This window comes from Tianweitania sp., from assembly GCF_032053605.1.
In the GTDB taxonomy this organism is placed as follows: Bacteria; Pseudomonadota; Alphaproteobacteria; order Rhizobiales; family Rhizobiaceae; genus Tianweitania.
The window spans coordinates 16406-33120 of the sequence record NZ_DAMBUH010000022.1 but is presented as its reverse complement, the minus strand read 5'-3'; the positions used below and the strand labels follow the sequence as shown (position 1 = coordinate 33120).

General features: G+C 59.4%; 17 protein-coding genes. 13 read left to right on the top strand and 4 right to left on the bottom strand.

Annotated features, from left to right (window positions below; translation table 11 throughout):
* Positions 1-145: 145 nt before the first annotated feature.
* Genes RTX98_RS07795 through RTX98_RS07785 form a run of 3 tightly spaced genes read right to left on the bottom strand, consistent with a single transcriptional unit; the run spans position 146 to position 3083 of the window.
* Positions 146-1126, bottom strand: coding sequence for a TRAP transporter substrate-binding protein (locus RTX98_RS07795; RefSeq protein ID WP_312795763.1), 981 nt, complete (start codon positions 1124-1126; stop codon positions 146-148).
* Positions 1127-1151: 25 nt separating this feature from the next.
* Positions 1152-2468 (bottom strand): TRAP transporter large permease subunit, encoded by a 1317-nt coding sequence (locus tag RTX98_RS07790; RefSeq protein WP_312795761.1) that lies wholly within the window; start codon positions 2466-2468, stop codon positions 1152-1154.
* 6 nt (positions 2469-2474) lie between these two features.
* A complete protein-coding gene (locus RTX98_RS07785) occupies positions 2475-3083 on the bottom strand; it encodes a TRAP transporter small permease (RefSeq protein ID WP_312795759.1) in 609 nt (202 codons plus the stop codon).
* A 399-nt stretch (positions 3084-3482) separates the two neighbouring features.
* Between RTX98_RS07785 and RTX98_RS07780 the strand changes: the two genes are divergently transcribed.
* The 5 genes from RTX98_RS07780 to RTX98_RS07760 all read left to right on the top strand — a co-directional run bounded on the left by RTX98_RS07780 (position 3483) and on the right by RTX98_RS07760 (position 8427).
* Positions 3483-4517 (top strand): ABC transporter substrate-binding protein, encoded by a 1035-nt coding sequence (locus RTX98_RS07780; protein WP_312795757.1) that lies wholly within the window; start codon positions 3483-3485, stop codon positions 4515-4517.
* Positions 4518-4606: 89 nt separating this feature from the next.
* Positions 4607-5437 (top strand): ABC transporter ATP-binding protein, encoded by an 831-nt coding sequence (locus RTX98_RS07775; RefSeq protein ID WP_312795755.1) that lies wholly within the window; start codon positions 4607-4609, stop codon positions 5435-5437.
* Positions 5430-6332: an ABC transporter permease gene (locus tag RTX98_RS07770; RefSeq protein WP_312795753.1), complete on the top strand. Its 903-nt coding sequence runs from the start codon at positions 5430-5432 to the stop codon at positions 6330-6332. The genes RTX98_RS07775 and RTX98_RS07770 overlap by 8 nt, the downstream gene beginning before the upstream one ends.
* Before the next feature lie 20 nt (positions 6333-6352).
* Positions 6353-7363, top strand: coding sequence for a C-terminal binding protein (locus RTX98_RS07765; RefSeq protein ID WP_312795752.1), 1011 nt, complete (start codon positions 6353-6355; stop codon positions 7361-7363).
* Positions 7360-8427 (top strand): LLM class flavin-dependent oxidoreductase, encoded by a 1068-nt coding sequence (locus tag RTX98_RS07760; protein WP_312795751.1) that lies wholly within the window; start codon positions 7360-7362, stop codon positions 8425-8427. Before RTX98_RS07765 ends, RTX98_RS07760 begins: the two co-directional genes overlap by 4 nt.
* Positions 8428-8664: 237 nt before the next feature.
* On the opposite strand, the gene RTX98_RS07755 is transcribed toward RTX98_RS07760, so the two are convergent.
* On the bottom strand, positions 8665-9405 hold the full coding sequence (locus RTX98_RS07755) for a FadR/GntR family transcriptional regulator (RefSeq protein WP_312795749.1): 741 nt from the start codon (positions 9403-9405) through the stop codon (positions 8665-8667).
* A 265-nt stretch (positions 9406-9670) separates the two neighbouring features.
* Between RTX98_RS07755 and RTX98_RS07750 the strand changes: the two genes are divergently transcribed.
* The 8 genes from RTX98_RS07750 to RTX98_RS07715 form a co-directional block, all read left to right on the top strand.
* Positions 9671-10339, top strand: coding sequence for an amino acid ABC transporter permease (locus RTX98_RS07750; protein WP_312795779.1), 669 nt, complete (start codon positions 9671-9673; stop codon positions 10337-10339).
* 4 nt (positions 10340-10343) lie between these two features.
* The gene (locus tag RTX98_RS07745) at positions 10344-11000 is read left to right on the top strand and encodes an amino acid ABC transporter permease (RefSeq protein ID WP_189505426.1); all 657 of its coding nucleotides are present in this window, start codon (positions 10344-10346) and stop codon (positions 10998-11000) included.
* 29 nt (positions 11001-11029) lie between these two features.
* Positions 11030-11830, top strand: a complete 801-nt coding sequence (locus RTX98_RS07740; RefSeq protein WP_312795745.1) for a transporter substrate-binding domain-containing protein — start codon at positions 11030-11032, stop codon at positions 11828-11830.
* 19 nt (positions 11831-11849) lie between these two features.
* Complete coding sequence (locus tag RTX98_RS07735; RefSeq protein WP_312795743.1) at positions 11850-12590, top strand: amino acid ABC transporter ATP-binding protein; 741 nt, start codon at positions 11850-11852, stop codon at positions 12588-12590.
* A 192-nt stretch (positions 12591-12782) separates the two neighbouring features.
* Positions 12783-13634 (top strand): HpcH/HpaI aldolase family protein, encoded by an 852-nt coding sequence (locus tag RTX98_RS07730; protein ID WP_312795742.1) that lies wholly within the window; start codon positions 12783-12785, stop codon positions 13632-13634.
* 93 nt (positions 13635-13727) lie between these two features.
* Positions 13728-15101 carry an NAD(P)-dependent oxidoreductase gene (locus RTX98_RS07725; protein WP_312795741.1) on the top strand — a complete coding sequence of 458 codons (1374 nt, stop codon included), beginning with the start codon at positions 13728-13730 and terminating at the stop codon, positions 15099-15101.
* A 43-nt stretch (positions 15102-15144) separates the two neighbouring features.
* On the top strand, positions 15145-15810 hold the full coding sequence (locus RTX98_RS07720; RefSeq protein WP_312795740.1) for a D-lyxose/D-mannose family sugar isomerase: 666 nt from the start codon (positions 15145-15147) through the stop codon (positions 15808-15810).
* Positions 15811-15836: 26 nt separating this feature from the next.
* The coding region (locus RTX98_RS07715) for a glycerate kinase type-2 family protein (protein ID WP_312795739.1) at positions 15837-16715 on the top strand (879 nt) is incomplete at its 3' end.

Genomic DNA, 16715 nt, shown 5'->3' with positions numbered 1-16715 from the left:
TTTGGTTACGGTCCAAAGGGATTATCTAACTGATTGCTTTGAACTGGGGCGCTCCAGCCAATCATAGCGGCCATCTGCAAGCCCGAGTTTTTGAACATCCTCGGGCTTCATTCCTTGCGGGTGTCTTGTTCTTGACTGCGCGGCCTTACATGGCGCGGTAAGCGTCCACCACCGCCTTGCCATCATCGCCAGCCTTAGCAAGCCAATCCGCTAGCAACTGGTCGCCGACCTTTGTCAGACCATCTTGCAGGGTAGGCGAGGGTTTCTCAACCTTCATCCCATTTTGCGTCATCTGATCGAGATAGGACTTCGTTTTTTCGGCGGCGAGTTCCCAACCACGCGTTTCGGCGGCTTGTGCAGCCGTTTTCACGGCCTCCTGCACAGCAGGGTCGAGGGCCTCAAAGGAGGCGGTGTTTACGAAAACGACGTTGCGCGGGATCCAGGCCTGCGTGTCGTAATAACGGTCCAACGACTCCCAGATCTTGGAATCGACGCCGGTCGCGCTCGAGGTCATCAGCGCATCGATGGTGCCTGTGGCCAGAGCTTGCGGTAGATCTGCAGACTGAACCGTGACGGGCTGCGCGCCGACAAGCTGGGCAATGCGCGAGGTGCCGGCATTATAAGCGCGCCACTTTGTGCCCCGCAGATCCTCGACGCTGGTCAGCTCCTTCTTCACGAAGATGCCCTGGGCAGGCCATGGTGTGCTGTAAAGCAGTGTCACGCCTTGTTTGGCTAGCGCTTGACCGATCTTGTCGCGGGATGCCGTCCAGAGTTTCTTCGACTGATCGAGGCTCGTTGCCAGGAATGGTACGACATCGATGCCGAACAAGGGGTTTTCGTTCTCGTGCAGCGACAGGAGCACTTCGCCGGCCTGCGCCTGGCCTGTTTGCACGGCACGCTTGATATCGGGCGCCTTGAACAGGGAGGCGTTGGGGTGGACCGTGATGGTCAGCTCTCCGCCCGACGCCTTGTTCACCTCTTCGGCGAATTGCGACAGGTTCTCGACATGGTAGTTGGACGGCGGATAGGCGGAAGGAAGCACCCACTGGTCAGCTGCGGAAGCGGCTGTGACGGCAAGGCTGAAGGCTGCCGTTGCGAAGCTCAGCTTAGACAACAAGCGATGCATATCTGCGATCCTTTCGAGTTGAGGGTCAGTTGGGGAATGCAAGGCGTGGCAGCAGCATCACGATGTCTGGAAAGACCGTGATGATCACAACCGTTACAACAAGAAGAAAGAAGAACGGCAGCGATGCTTTCGCCACCGTCAGGCTGTCGCGCCCGCTCATTGTTTGCAGCACGAAGAGGTTGAAACCGACGGGGGGCGAAACCTCGGCCATTTCAACCACGAGAACGAGGAAGATGCCAAACCAAACGAGGTCGAAACCCGCCTGCTGAACCATGGGAAGCACGACCACCGTGGTCAGCACGATCATCGAAAGACCATCCAGGGCGGTGCCTAGCAGGATGTACATCACGAGAAGCACGGCAATCAGCGCGTAGGGCGACAGGTTCAGCCCGTCGACCCAGGTCGCCAGCGCGTTGGGAATGCCGGTGTATCCCATGGCGATGGACATGAAGCCGGCGCCCGTCAGGATCAGCATGATCATGGTGGTCAGCCGCATCGCACCCATGATGCTGTCATAAAAGGCGCGAGCCGTGAGATTGCGCGACCAGGCAGCGATGGCGAGCGAACCAGCCACGCCCCATGCCGCGCATTCCGTTGCCGATGCCACGCCGGAAAGAAGTGTCGCGAAGACGAGGATGATGAGGAGCGTTACGGGAATGAGGTTCGCCGACTCCTTGAGCTTTTCACGAAAGCTCATCTTCGGCGGTTTGGGCGGCATTTTCTCCGGGTGCAGAAGCGACCATACGGCAATGTAGCCGGAATAAAGCCCCATCACGATCAGGCTGGGCAAGAAGCCGGCGAGAAAGATCTGGATGATCGAGACATTCGCCGCCACCGCATACACGACCATGGTGATCGAGGGCGGGATCAGGATGCCGAGGGTTCCGGCGCCTGCCAGCGAACCGAGGCTCACCATCTCGTCGTAACCGCGCTTCTTCAGTTCGGGCAGCGCGATCTTGGCAACCATTGCGGTAGTGGCCGCCGACGAGCCGGAAATCGACCCGAACACGCCGCAGCCGATGACATTGACATGCATCAGGCGACCGGGAAGCCAGCCAAGCCATGGGGAGAGCCCGCGAAACAGCTCCTCTGACAGCTTGGTGCGAAACAGGATTTCGCCCATCCAGACGAAAAGTGGCAGGGCTGCCAAGGTCCAGGACGCGCTGTTGCTCCATGCATTCGTGGCAAGCACGGAACCGATTGGTATGCCCCCGGACACGAACTGCATGGTGAGCCAGCCGCAGGCCAACAATGCCAGGCCGATCCAAAGGCCGCCGGCCAGAAGGAGAAGCATTGCAACGAGGATCAGGCCAGCGATTTCGACGAGTTGAAGCGCGTCCATCCCGATTTACGCCCCGCTCTGGATCGCGCGCTCGATCGCTTCTTCTGCGGTCGCCGGTGGCGGTTTGTCGTAATGGGGAATGCCGCCGCGTGCGACATGGATCGTTTCATCCAGAAGCGCGATGGCAAACAGGATCAGCCCGCCGCAAAAGCCGAGTTGGGGAATCCAAAGCGGCAGCGCTACGACGCCCTGCGCGAGATCATTGAACCGCCAGGAAAAGATCGTCATTTCCGTAGCGTACCAAGCGAAATAGGACGCGATCAGCGTACCGAGGATAAGACAGCCGAGTTCCGCGACACGGCGAACGCGTCCCGTCAGCCTATCGACGAGCAGCCCGACACGAATGATTTCGCCGGACCGGAATGTGTGGGCAATTCCGAGGAACGAGGCCGCGGCCATGCTCCAGGAAGCGAAATCATCGCCGGCCGGGATATCCAGGCCGACCACGCGGCCAAGCGACAAGCCCATCATCAAAGCAAAAATAGCAAAGATGAACAAAGCCGCGAGCCAGCCCGCACCGAGATAAAGACCATCAAGGACCTGTCGGACCACGCCGCGCCGGCTGGCGCGGCCATCATGCGACGAGCGCTGCCCTCGCAAGGAAGTGTCCGCCATTTTTTGGTGCCCCATCGTTGATCCGCCCACCCAATGAGCAAGATGAGACTATGTCTAAAAACAAGTCAACTTCGCCCGGTACGACTTTCTAGCCGGTGTGTAAAGCTGATCGGCAAATGGCCCTGTAATCTGGCTGAGACGCTATCCGCCTTGAGCATCTCCGTTGGCCCCGGAGCGCAGATCGTGTGGAGATTTTCGCCATTGCGCGGCATCCGAGCAATGATGCTCTCAATCCGGCTGGCAGATTAGAACATGGCTGTGTTGATGCATTTAGCTGCGAAATCTAGCTTTGTATCCAGTCGGACCGCCTTTGGGGACGATGCAGATTATCCGGGACTTCCTCAGGAGGCACCGGCTTCATCCGATTGACTTATTTCGTTTCGCCGCGGGAGACTTTTCATGAAGGCACTTGGCCTTTCGACATTGGGTGTGAGCTTCGCGCGTCACAAAGGGCTTGGCGCGGCGATAGGCATCGCAGCGGCTTTGCTGGCGGGACCGGCGGCCGCGGAGGGCAAGATCAGGATCGCTCAGCAATTCGGCATTGGCTACCTGATCCTTGACGTCGTACGCGATCAAAAGCTGATCGAAAAACACGGCAAGGAAGCTGGCGTCGACATCGGGGTCGAATGGGCCAGCATTTCCGGCGCCACCGCGATGAACGAGGCGCTGTTGGCTGGTAATCTCGACATCGTTTCGGCAGGTGTGCCGCCGGCATTGACCATGTGGGACCGCACCAAGGGCGACGTCAAAATGGTGGCGGCGCTCGGTTCTCTGCCGAACTATGTGCTGACCACCAATCCGGACGTCCATACGCTCAAGGATTTCAGTGACAAGGACCGGATCGCGGTGCCTGCGGCCGGTGTCGGCTTCCAGTCACGGACGCTGCAAATCGAGGCGGCAAAGCTTTTCGGAGCAGAGAATTTTCAGAAGCTCGACGAAATTTCGATCAGCCTGCCGCATCCGGATGCGACCGCGGCGCTGATTTCCGGCGGAACGGAAGTGAACTCGCATTTTTCCTCTGCGCCGTTTTATTATCAGGCGCTGCAAGGCAACAAGGCCGTCCACAAGGTCATCAGCTCCTACGATATCCTGGGCGGTCCGGCGACCTTCAACGTCCTTTATTCCAGCACGGCGTTCCACGACGACAATCCCAAGACCTATGCGGCCTTCTACGCAGCCTTGGGTGAGGCGGCAAAATGGATCAACGCGAACAAGAAAGAGGCTGCGGATACTTTTATTCGCCAGCAACAATCCAAGCTATCGCCGGAACTGGTTCTCGAAATCATCAACGATCCCGAGAACGATTTCACCATCGTTCCGCAAAACACCTTCATCTATGCGTCGGAGCTTTACAAACTCGGCGTGCTGAAAAGCCAGGCCGCTTCCTGGAAGGACTATTTCTTCGCAGAAGCGCATGGCGAGAACGGCGGCTGACACGATCCTAGTTCAAGCTTCATGATCCAGGCGACTGCTGAGGGCAGGGCGCCTGGATCATCGTATTCGGCGGCACTGAAAAGGACGCTATGACTGCACCATCCCGGCACGTCGGCGGAACGATCGGCTTTCCGCCTTCCGCACCCCTTCTATCCGTCGAAAACGTCACGCTGGAATACCAGATGCCAGGCCGCGTGGTGCGTGCCACACAAAATGTCAGCTTCGATGTCTGGGAGGCTGACCGGTTTATCCTGCTCGGCGCGTCGGGTTGTGGCAAATCCACCCTGTTGAAGGCCGTGGGTGGCTTTATCGCACCGCGTGAAGGGCGCATTCTGCTGGATGGCAATCCGGTTCATGGACCGGGACCGGATCGGGTTGTCGTTTTTCAGGAATTCGACCAACTGCCGCCGTGGAAGACCGTTCGCGAGAACGTCGCCTTTCCCGCGCGGGTTTCTGGCCGCCTCGGCCGCAAGGAGGCTGCCGAGCGTGCGGAGCATTATATCGAGAAGGTCGGCTTGACCCGTTTTGCCGATGCCTACCCCAACACGCTTTCCGGCGGCATGAAGCAGCGCGTGGCGATTGCCCGCGCGCTGGCGATGGAACCGCGTGTGCTGCTGATGGACGAACCCTTTGCGGCCCTGGACGCGCTGACCCGGCGCAAGATGCAGGAAGAGCTTCTGGCGCTCTGGGAAGAGGTGCGCTTCACCCTGCTGTTCGTGACCCATTCCATCGAGGAAGCACTGGTCGTTGGCAATCGGATCGCTCTCCTGTCGCCCCATCCGGGTCGGATGCGGGCCGAGATCAACAGCCATGAATGGGATTTGACCAGCGGCGGAAGCCCCGCGTTCCAGGCGGCCGCGAACCGCATCCACGGCCTTTTGTTTGAAGAAGCCGGGGCGGATGGAGTAAGCCATGAGTGATATTCTGAGCGTCAAACGGCCAGCCGATACGCGCCTCGCTCCTCCGGTGCGGCCCGAATATGAGCGGCCACTCGAGCCGATCGCCGAGGCAACGATAAACAAGGTTCTGCCGCTGCATCAGCGTCTCTGGCAGCATGCGTGGCTGCGCAAGGGCGTGATCCTGATTTGTCTTGCGTTGATCTGGGAGATCGGGGCGCGGATCCAGGGAAATGCGCTGCTGTTGCCGCCTTTCAGCGCGGCCATGAAGGCTCTCGGCGAAGATGTCTTGAATGGCGTCATTCCGGGCCGGGCCATGAATTCCCTGGAAGTTTTGATCAAGGGCTATGCGGCCGGCGTCGTTCTGGCGTTTGTTTTCACCTCGCTGGCCGTTTCCACACAGATCGGTCGCGACCTCCTTTCGACGCTCACCTCCATGCTCAATCCGCTGCCGCCGATCGCGCTGCTGCCACTCGCGCTGCTATGGTTCGGGCTCGGGCAGGGAAGCCTGGTCTTCGTGCTGGTTCATTCGGTGTTGTGGCCGCTCGCATTGAACATGTATACGGGCTTCACCGGCGTGCCGGAACCATTGCGGATGGCAGGTCGCAACTATGGGCTGCGCGGGCTACGTTACGTCTTCCTGATCCTGGTGCCGGCGGCCTTGCCGTCCATCATCGCGGGACTGAAGATCGGCTGGGCGTTCGCCTGGCGCACACTGATCGCGGCTGAGCTGGTGTTCGGCGCCTCGTCCGGCAAGGGCGGCCTTGGCTGGTACATCTTCCAGAACCGCAACGAGCTTTACACCGACCGCGTGTTTGCAGGGCTGATCATGGTCATTCTGTTCGGCCTGCTGGTCGAAAACGTTTTGTTCCGCCAGCTGGAAAAGCGAACCGTCACGAAATGGGGCGTGACGCGCTAGCGCTGCGAGAAACGACGATCATGACACAATCAACCAAATATGTGGTCGGTATCACCGATCACATGATCGGGGTTCCCGACATCGAAGCCGACGCGCTCGGCCCTGACGTGGCGATCGACTTCTTTGCCACCACAAACGAAGCCGAGTTCGACCCGGAGCGCCTTGCACGGCTGGATGCCTTGATGGTGTGGGGCGCGAAGATCGGACCACGAAGCGTTGCCCATCTTTCGCGCTGCCGAGGCGTTGTGCGCTACGGCGTCGGCTATGAGAAGATCGATCTGGCGGCGCTGGCAAAGGCCGGCATCCCGTTTGCCAACAATCCGGACTACGGGGTCGAAGAAGTCGCCGATCATGCAATGGCGATGATCCTGTCGCTGCATCGCCGACTTTGGGAACACGATGCGCGCGCCCGCGGCCATCGCACGGGATGGCAGGTTCACAGCCTCAAGCCGCTGTCGCGCTCCAATAAGGCCACGGTCGGTGTCATCGGCATTGGCCGCATCGGCACGGCGGTCGTCAACCGGCTGAAGCCCTTTGGCTTTCATATTCTGGGCTATGATCCCGGCCAGCCGCCGGGGCACGATAAGGCGATCGGCTATGAGCGGACGGAAAGCCTTGAGACTTTGCTTGCCCGGTCGGATATCGTCACGCTTCATTGCCCAGCGAACGCGGAAACCAGCGGCCTGCTGGATGCCGATGGTCTTGCGCGGCTGAAGCCTGGCGCCATCGTCGTCAACACTGCGCGCGGCGAATTGCTGGACGATCTCGATGCGCTCGAGGCAGCACTGCGGAGCGGACATCTGGCTGCCGCGGCGATCGACACGCTGGCGAAGGAACCGCCCGGCGACCATCCCCTTCTGACCGCATGGCGCGATCGCGAGGACTGGCTGGCCGGGCGCCTAGTTATCACGCCGCACAACGCCTTTTATTCCGATCAGGCCGCCGTGGAGATGCGCCGCAACGCTGCAAACACGGTCAGGATCCTGCTTGATGAAGGCAGGTTGCGAAATCAGGTGAGGGACGGATCATGAACAAGCCTTCGGAATTCCTCTGGTACATTCCCAACGATACAAAAGCCGGCCATCGCGGCGATGCGTCCGATCCGGATCACAACAGCCTGGACACCTTGACCACTCAGGCGAAGGCGCTGGAAGAGCATGGCTGGAAAGGCGCCTTGATCGGCACAGGTTGGGGACGTCCCGATACGTTCACCCTGGCGACCGCGCTTGTCGCCCGCACCACCAGCTTCGAGCCATTGATTGCGGTTCGGCCCGGCTACTGGAAGCCGGCGAATTTCGCGTCATCCGCCGCAACGCTCGATCATCTGAGCGGCGGGCGCGTGCGCGTCAATGTCGTGTCGGGACCGGATGAACTTGCCGCCTATGGCGACCAGGAAGGCGATCAGGCGCAACGCTATGCGCGTACCAAGGAGTTTATGAGGCTCGTTCGCAGGCTGTGGACGGAAGAAAACGTGACCTTCAACGGCGAGCATTTTCAGGTGGCCAACTCGACCGTCGCGCCGCGGCTTGTCCCGCTGGGCGACCGTCGTCATCCCAAACTGTATTTCGGTGGTGCATCGGAGGCCGCCGAGCGAGTTTCTGCAACCGAAGCCGACGTGCAGTTGTTCTGGGGTGAGCCGCTGGATGGTGTGCGTGAACGCATCGAACGCCTGAGAACGCTCGGCAAAGCGCTCGATCGTGATCTGCCTCCCCTGGAATATGGGCTGCGGATCACCACCCTCGTTCGTGACACCACGGAACAGGCCTGGGCGGATGCAGAAGCTAAGGTGGCCAAGATGGCCGAGGGTGCGGCGGGCAGTTGGCAGGATCATCGCCACGGGGTCGCCGTCGGCCAGCAGCGTCTGCTGGATCTTGCTGCCCAAGGCGACGTTCTCGACGACAATCTTTATACGGCTCCCGGTAAATTCGGCGGAGGCGGCGCCGGAACCACCTGGCTTGTTGGTTCCGCCGAAGACGTGGCGCGGTCGCTGCGCAAGTACCAAGATCTCGGCATCTCATACTTTGTGCTCTCGGACACCCCATACCTCGCCGAAATTAAACGCCAGGGGACCCAGTTGTTGCCCCTGCTGACGTAATCGTTTCAGCACATGGTGGGAACGACGCGCCCCGTGCCCTGCATAAGAATCCTTATAACCGCTCGCCGGGAGGGATAGTCGGCAAGTGGCTTGTGGCCGACCGTCAGCTTTCGGAGATGGAGGGATGGAGTAGCCGCTCTAGACCGAACTGAAGCTACGCTGGAAGCCAGCACGGAACTGGCAGTGAGGGCGGTTCAGTGCCAAGCAAGGAGCTTCTGTGTCGCTAAATGGCTTGTCCTAGGTGCGCTCAGGCTCTGAGCCCGATTGCTGCGAAAGATGCCGAAGCCCGTAGTTCATCTGACGGCTGACTAGGTAGGTGTAGGCGATGCGGTCTCGCTGCCGCAATGCATCGACCAACTCGGCATGGGTTGCATGCACATCAGTTTTAACCGTCCTTACCGACTTGCCGATCCTCATTATGTCTTCGATGACCGGTCGCAGCATCCTATAGGTGGCAAGCACAGTTCGATTACCCCCGAGTTCAACGAGAGCATCGTGGAACTCGTAATCGGCGCGCACGAGGTCATCTGGTTCACGCAGTCCAAGAATGCGGTCGTTCACCGCGTCCAGGGCAGCGAGGTCTGCGTCGGAAGCATGCATGATGATGTGCTCGCCGACGCCGGTCTCCACGATGCGTCGAAAGCCCTGTACGTCTCGGAACCCTTCCGCTGACACAAGGCCCCGATGGAAGGACAGCAATCTTCGGACGGCTTCGGCGTGACCGTCCGCTACGATGGCACCGCTCTTTGGCCGTGTCTCCACCAGTCCGAACGCTCGTAGCACCACTAAGGCTTCACGAACTGTATTTCGCGAGGCTCCCAGCGAGGCGCAAAGCTCTCGTTCGGTTGGAAAGGGATCGCCGACCTGCAGTCTGCGGGTTTCTACCAAGTCTCGGATATCGTCCACGAGGCGGTTAACGACCGAGCGACCATGCGGGAATTCGGGTGTCTTATGTGTAGGTTCTGCCGCATTGCTCATTGTTCAAACTCATATCTGGTTGGGCCAGATCAACGTCGCGTGGTTGGACCAACTTCAACAAGATGCGACCAAAGGCCTTGCAAAGAAGCAGATATCAAGATATCCGGTTCGCATCTGGTCCAACCAGATGCGGCTGCAGACACTGGGAGGTTGTCGAGTTGTACCAAAGTTACGCCAAAACTGCCAGAACTTCGAGCCCTTGTTGGACCAAGGTATCACGGTGCTTTGCCGGTGCGTCATTTCTACGCGTCGGGCGGTAGGCGTTTTGTACACATTCAACTTCGCGCCCGTCTTCGAAAACTTCGACCAGCTGCTCATTGGCGCCGTGTTGACCATGCAGCTTACGGTTGGCGGCATCGTCTTTGGCAGCCTGATCGCAGTTCCGGTTGCTGCTGCGAAGATCTATGGCGCCGCACCCCTCCGCTGGTTGGCGAGCGCCTATATCGAAGCGATCCGCAACACGCCGTTCCTTATCCAGATTTTCTTCGTGTATTTCGCCCTGCCGTCCGTGGGTCTGAGGTTAGATCCGAACTCTGCTGCCCTTGTCGCGCTGTCGGTCAATGTCGGAGCTTACTCCGCCGAAATTGTTCGCGCCGGGCTCCTGGCCATCAACCCGGGTCAAATTGAAGCCGGGAAGGCGCTAGGCTTAGGGGGATTCCAGGTATTCCGGTATGTGATCTTCAAGCCCGCAATCCGGGCTATCTATCCGGCACTCACAAGCCAGTTCGTCTATCTGATGCTCACGTCCAGCGTCGTCTCGGTGATCTCGGCCACAGACCTCGCTGCAGCCGGAAACAACATCCAGCTTAACACCTTTGCGGCTTTCGAAGTTTATCTGGTGGTGACGGCGATCTACTTCGCGCTTTCGCTCTTTCTTTCCTTCATCTTCAGCGTGTTCGGTCGCTGGGCTTTCAACTACCCGATGGCGAGGTAGGTCGATGTTCCGCACGTTTGGTTTCGAAGAGTTCTGGTTCATCCTCTTGGCTCTCCGTTGGACGATTGCCCTGACTGCCATTGCATTTGCGGGCGGCATGGTCGGCGGCCTTGTGGTGGCATTGGCCAGAACATCCGCGTTGCCTATGCTTCGTTACCCGGCAGTCGCACTTATCCGCGTGTTCCAAGGCACGCCGCTGTTGATGCAGCTTTTTTTGGTCTTCTTCGGGCTGAACCTGTTCGGCTTCAAGATCGATCCGTGGTTTGCCGCCGCCGCAGCTTTCACGCTGCATGCCAGTGCGTTCCTCGGCGAGATCTGGCGAGGATGCATCGAGGCAGTTCCGCGCGGCCAGTTCGAGGCGAGCTGGGCCTTGGGCCTGGGTTACAAGGATCGCAATGTATCTGTCATCCTGCCCCAGGCAGCGCGCATTGCAGTGGCCCCGACCGTTGGCTTTCTGGTCCAGCTGCTGAAGGGGACCTCGCTGGCGTCGATCATAGGCTTCATCGAGATTACCCGCGCCGGCCAAGTCGTCAACAACATGACATTCCAGCCGATGGTGGTCTTTTCCGTCGTCGCCGCGATGTATTTCGCCCTTTGCTGGCCACTGTCCCTCTTCGCCAAGCGGATGGAGCGGCAGTTTTCCAAAGCATTGGCGAGGTAAACATGGATCTCAAGAGGAGGAGAGAGACTATGAACGTCAAGAAGACCTTTGCGGCCGCCGCGGCGTGCCTTGCCCTGATGATAGGTGTGCAATCCGCGGAAGCTCAAACCGTCGAGGAGCTGAAGCAGCGTGGTACGGTCAAGATCGGCACTCCGTTGGACTTCCCGCCATTCGGCTCGATCGATCTCAATGGCGAACCTGTGGGATATGACGTCGATGTTGCCAAGGCTTTGGCCGCCAAACTCGGCGTCAAGATCGAGATCGTCCCGGTTAGCGGTCCGAATCGCATCCCCTACCTGCAGTCTAACCAGATCGACGTCATCGTCTCCTCGATGGGCGTGACACCGGAGCGCGCCAAGCAGGTTTCATTTACCCAGGCCTATGCCGGCATCGAGCAGGTCGTCTTCGGCGACAAGAACGTCTTGGTTAAGGCCCCGGAGGACATGAGCGGAAAGTCCGTCGCGCTTGTTCGCGCCTCGACACAGGACGGCGTGCTCGTGTCCGTTGCGCCATCGGATGTGAACATCCGGCGCTTCGACGATGACGCGACCGTCGTTCAGGCTTTGCTCTCGGGGCAGACGCAGTTGGTCGCTACCTCGTCGATCCAGACCATGCAGATCGACAAACGCGACCCTGGCCGTTTCGACGTCAAGTTCAAGCTGCCGTTCGAGCAGCGTCAGGCCATCGCAATCCGGCCAGGCAACGACCAACTCCTCACCTTCATCAACGACTTGATTACGGAGATGAAAAGCAACGGGGAACTGGAAGCACTTTCCCAGAAGTGGGTTGGCTCGCCACTTCCCGCCTTTGTGCTGAACGATCGCCCGTGACAGCGGTGGGAGGAAAGGGATGACTGCTGATCCCATCGTTCGGATGGTCAATGTCGAGAAGTGGTTTGGAGAGTTTCAAGCCCTCCGAAACATCAGCCTCGACGTCCACAAAGGTGAGAAGATCGTCCTTTGCGGACCTTCGGGTTCGGGAAAGTCAACGCTGATCCGGTGCATCAACCAGCTCGAAAAGATCGAACAGGGCAAGATCCGCGTCAGCGGCGTCGAGCTTACCGAGGGCAAGCAGAACGTCGAGACAATCCGGCGGGAGGTCGGCATGGTGTTTCAGCAGTTCAATCTTTTTCCGCATTTGACTGTACTGGAAAACTGCATGCTCGCCCCCACCAAGGTGCGCAAGGCAAGCAAAGCGGATGCCGCTGCTACCGCGATGCGCTTCTTGGAGCGAGTGAAGATACCTGAGCAGGCTGAAAAGTACCCTGCGCAGCTGTCTGGCGGGCAGCAGCAGCGTGTGGCGATCGCCCGGGCGCTCTGCATGTCGCCGAAGATCATGCTGTTCGACGAGCCGACATCAGCGCTGGATCCCGAGATGGTCAACGAGGTTCTCGACACCATGACCGACTTGGCACAGGAGGGCATGACGATGGTTGTTGTCACGCACGAGATGGGCTTCGCCCGCAAGGTCGCTGACCGTGTCATCTTCATGGACCGCGGCGAAATCGTCGAAACCGCGGATCCCGAAACTTTCTTCACTAGCCCGCAGCAGGAGCGGACCAAGACATTCCTGGGTCAGGTCATGCACTAGCGTCGCCTGCACGACCACTTCGCGACTGCTTCAAGGAAACCGCTGGCTCGAGCCTCTGAGCCCGCGGACAGAACCACCATGCCTGGATTTGGATCATCATGGTCCCGGCCTCGTGATCGTAGTTAGACAGCCACCTTACCAGGCTCGCTCTTCGATCGTTCGTCATCGTCAATAAACAGGGGTCTTTGACCAATGCGCAGAAACATCCTTCGAGAAAAGCTTTCGGCAGGCTTGCCTACGGTCGGCACGCATATCCTCTCGACATGGCCGACCGTGGTCGAACTTGCCGGCCAATCCGGCCAGTACGACTACGTCGAATTTACCGGGGAATATGCCCCCTTCACCATGCATGACCTCGACAATCTCGGTCGCGCTTTCGAGCTCGCCAACATGGGCGGCATGCTGAAGATAGAGCAAACCCAATATACCCATCAGGCTATGCGTGCGATTGGCTCGGGCTTCCAAAGCGTCCTGTTCGCTGACATTCGTTCGGTTGAAGATGCCAGGGCTGCCGTCGATGCCGTTCGGGCAGAGACTACGATGGCAAGCGGAGCGCGTGGCCGGGGACGTATGGGCGTTGGGATGCGGCGTGATGTCGGTACAATCCTGGAGGGCGGCAAGCCGAGCTACGTGGAAGCGCTCAACGACGTCGTCATCGCGATCATGGTTGAGAAAAAGTCCTGTGTGGACGACTTGGACGCCATCTTGTCGGTGCCTGGCATCGACATGGTGCAATTCGGTCCCTCGGACTATTCCATGAGCATTGGCAAGACCGGTCAGCCGACGGATCCCGAGGTTGTTTCAGCCGAACGCAAAACCATCGAGACGGCACTCGCAAAGGGGCTACATCCTCGCGTTGAGATCGGCGATGCCAGCCAGGCTGCCCGGTACATCGAGATGGGCGTCAAGCACTTCTGCGTGGGTTGGGACGTTTCTATCTTGGCCAACTACTGGACAGCACAGGGCGCAATTATGCGCGACATGCTGTCTACGGATGCGCCTGTCACGACAGCCACCGCCGCATCGTCCGTCCGGCCTTATTAACAAACTCCCCACAACACCCCGTATCGCGCGTCCAAGCCCCGGTTTGCTGCGCGCGATCGCCCAGTCCGCATTTCCCTTGAAAGAGGCTGCACGATGAGCGCTACCAAGACGCCCGACGTCCGTCAGGGCACATTCAAGGTCATCATCATCGATCTTGTCGGCCTTAAACTGACCGATGGTTCGGGGCCGGATCATTCTGAGGTCGCCCAATTTGTCGAGCAACAAGGTGGGATCTTCCACGAGGGCGGCGTTGCCGAACGCGACTTGCCGAACGATGGCAACGTTCACTTTTTCTACCTTCCGCATCTGAGTGAGGCAGACGAAATCTTCGCAGAAACGGGGGCAGGACAGTATGACGCCGTAATCGCCGCCGCGACAGCAATTCCCGCAGCCTCGAAGTTCGCGCTCGGAGGCGTGCGCATCGGCACTGGGACCGGCAACATGGGGTCCGCGTCCTGGGGCGGATCAAACGGCGAAGGCGGCGAGGCGCCGTTGATGAACACGCCCGGCATCAATGCCCGTGCGACTGCCCAGATGGCGTTTAAAGCGCTGTTGCGGGTCTTGCCAGACCTTCCCGTGGAAGCCCTTCACAAACTTGTTGTCGACGGAGCTTTTGACACCGGGAAAGACCTGGTCCGGTTTCCGACAGAGAAGCTCGAGGGGAAGCGGTTCGCCATTCTCGGCTTCGGGAATATCGGCCAAGAGGTTGCAGCTCTCGCCAAAGCGTTCGGCATGGATGTCGTGGTCTATGCTCGGCCTCACCACGAGGAAAGGATATGCCGTTCAGGTTATCACTATGCGGCGACCCCTTCTGCGGCCGCGAGTGGCGCCGACGTGATCTCGGTGCATTTGGGACTCGGGCGCCTTGATCCGGCTACCAACACCTTCGCCAATGCTGGGCTGATAGACCGTGAAGTGCTTTCAGCACTCAATGACGGTGCCGTTCTGATCAACTACGACCGCGGTGAGCTCGTGGACGTCCCTGCTCTCGGAGAGGCGTTGTCGAGCGGGAAACTCCGTCACGTCGCGATCGACGCCGACATCTTCAAGGGTCCAGACGGCCCGAATGGGCCCATGGTGCCTTATCTGTCTCTCTTGCCGGAGCACGGCGAAAAACTGGCGCTGCTGCCGCATGCCGCCGCAGATACCGATCATCCCACTCGCGTTGCCGGTGCCAAGCAGGCCATCAACCAGATCATGGATGCCATCAGGAATCGAAAGGTTGCCAATCTCAAGGGGGATCTTCCAGACGGCTACGTGGAACAGGGTGCTCCCTCCGGCTCCGGAGATGCGCCGTTGGTTGCTCGACTGCAAGACATCAGCGCTGCGCTCGCCGGCCTTGTCCATGCACTGGCCACGCAATCAGATCCCGAACATCAATCGCGCATCGTCGAAGAGCATCGCGCTCTCATCGAATGCCTCGACTTGGATCGGTACGCAGCAGTCTCCGCGCATCCGGCCGCCTGAATCTTGCACGCCGCCCGGCAACCATGCCGACCAGGAGGAATCTATGAAGCGTTCGACTATCAACTCCGTCATCTCCGACACCGCCGCGTTTGCTGCGGCACATAAGCGCTCTCTCCCATCGTGGGCATATTGGAAACTGGAAGAGTACGAAGCAAACCGAGAGGTTGCACATTATTTGAACGCCCGGCAGATGGGTTGGGACGTAACTGACTTTGGCGGAGGAGACTTCGCCGCTCGAGGTCTTACCCTGTTATGTCTGCGAAACGGGATCCTGGGCGATCCCACCGAGCGGACCTACGCCGAAAAGCTGCTCTTCGTCGACGAGATGCAGGAGGCGCCGTTCCATTTCCACAAGTTCAAGCTTGAAGACATCATCAATGCTGGCGGCGGTAACCTTATGATCGAGTTCTTCCATCCGGAAGACGAAACGGCACCCGTCAGGGTTCAAGCGGACGGACACATGATCGACCTGCGGTCACGAGAACCGTTGAAGCTGAAACCCGGGCAAAGCGTCACTGTCGACCGAGGCGTCCACCACCGGTTCTATGGGGAAAAGGGTGCGGGCCCCTGCCTGGTCTGGGAGGTCAGTGCAGTAAACGACGATCTGACCGACAACTACTTCCTGGAGGCGCCAGACCGTTTTGCCAGTGTCGACGAAGATGTCGCGATCGCCACGCCGCTATGGAACGAGATCCCGACGCAACCCTGATCTAGGGTCGAGGTGAGCATCCTGTCATGAAGCACAAGCCGTTCCTCACCGCATTGTTCAAGCAGGCTGTGGCCGCAGCAAATCCTGGCGCAGCGATCGCAGTGAGCCTGCCGCCGCTGCCAATCGGGAGGACAGTGGTAGTAGGGGCTGGCAAGGCTGTTCTTCCTATGTACCGATGCCTGCAAGAGGTGTGGCAAGGCAGCCTCGAAGGCATCCTCGTCACCGGTGAGAGCCAAGGCATGCAGCGAGACAACATCACCATCCTCAAGGGAAGCCACCCGCTTCCCGACGCCCACGGGGTCGCTGCATCAAGGCAGATCCAGGATCTGGTCGCTTCCCTTACTGACCAGGATCTGGTGATCGCGCTAATCTCGGGCGGCGGGTCGGCCATGCTGCCCGCGCCAGCAGGCGAACTCACGCTCGAGGACGAGATTGCGGTAAACCAGGCACTGTTGGCTTCGGGCGCGCCAATCTCCGCGATGAACACGGTCCGAAAACACATCTCGACGATCAAAGGTGGCCGGCTGGCCGCATCCACCCAGGCACGGGTGCACACGCTGGTTGTCTCTGACATTCCCGGCGATGTCGCCAGTCAGGTGGCATCGGGTCCCACATTGCCCGATGCATCTACCCGCCAAGATGCGTTGGACTTTATCGAACGCTACAGCCTGGAGCTGCCAGAGCAGGTGATGCGACACATCAAGAACCCGCTTGCCGATGCGCCCATTCCCGGCGATCCGGTTTTCGAGCGCGATACCTATGCAATAGTCGCGTCAGGCCGCTTGTCCCTTCAGGCCGCGCTGAGGCACGCCGAGGAACAGGGGATCAACGCGACACTCATCGCTGACGACCTGCAAGGAGAGGCATCTGAAGTCGGCCGTTCACACGCCGTGTTGACGCGTGAG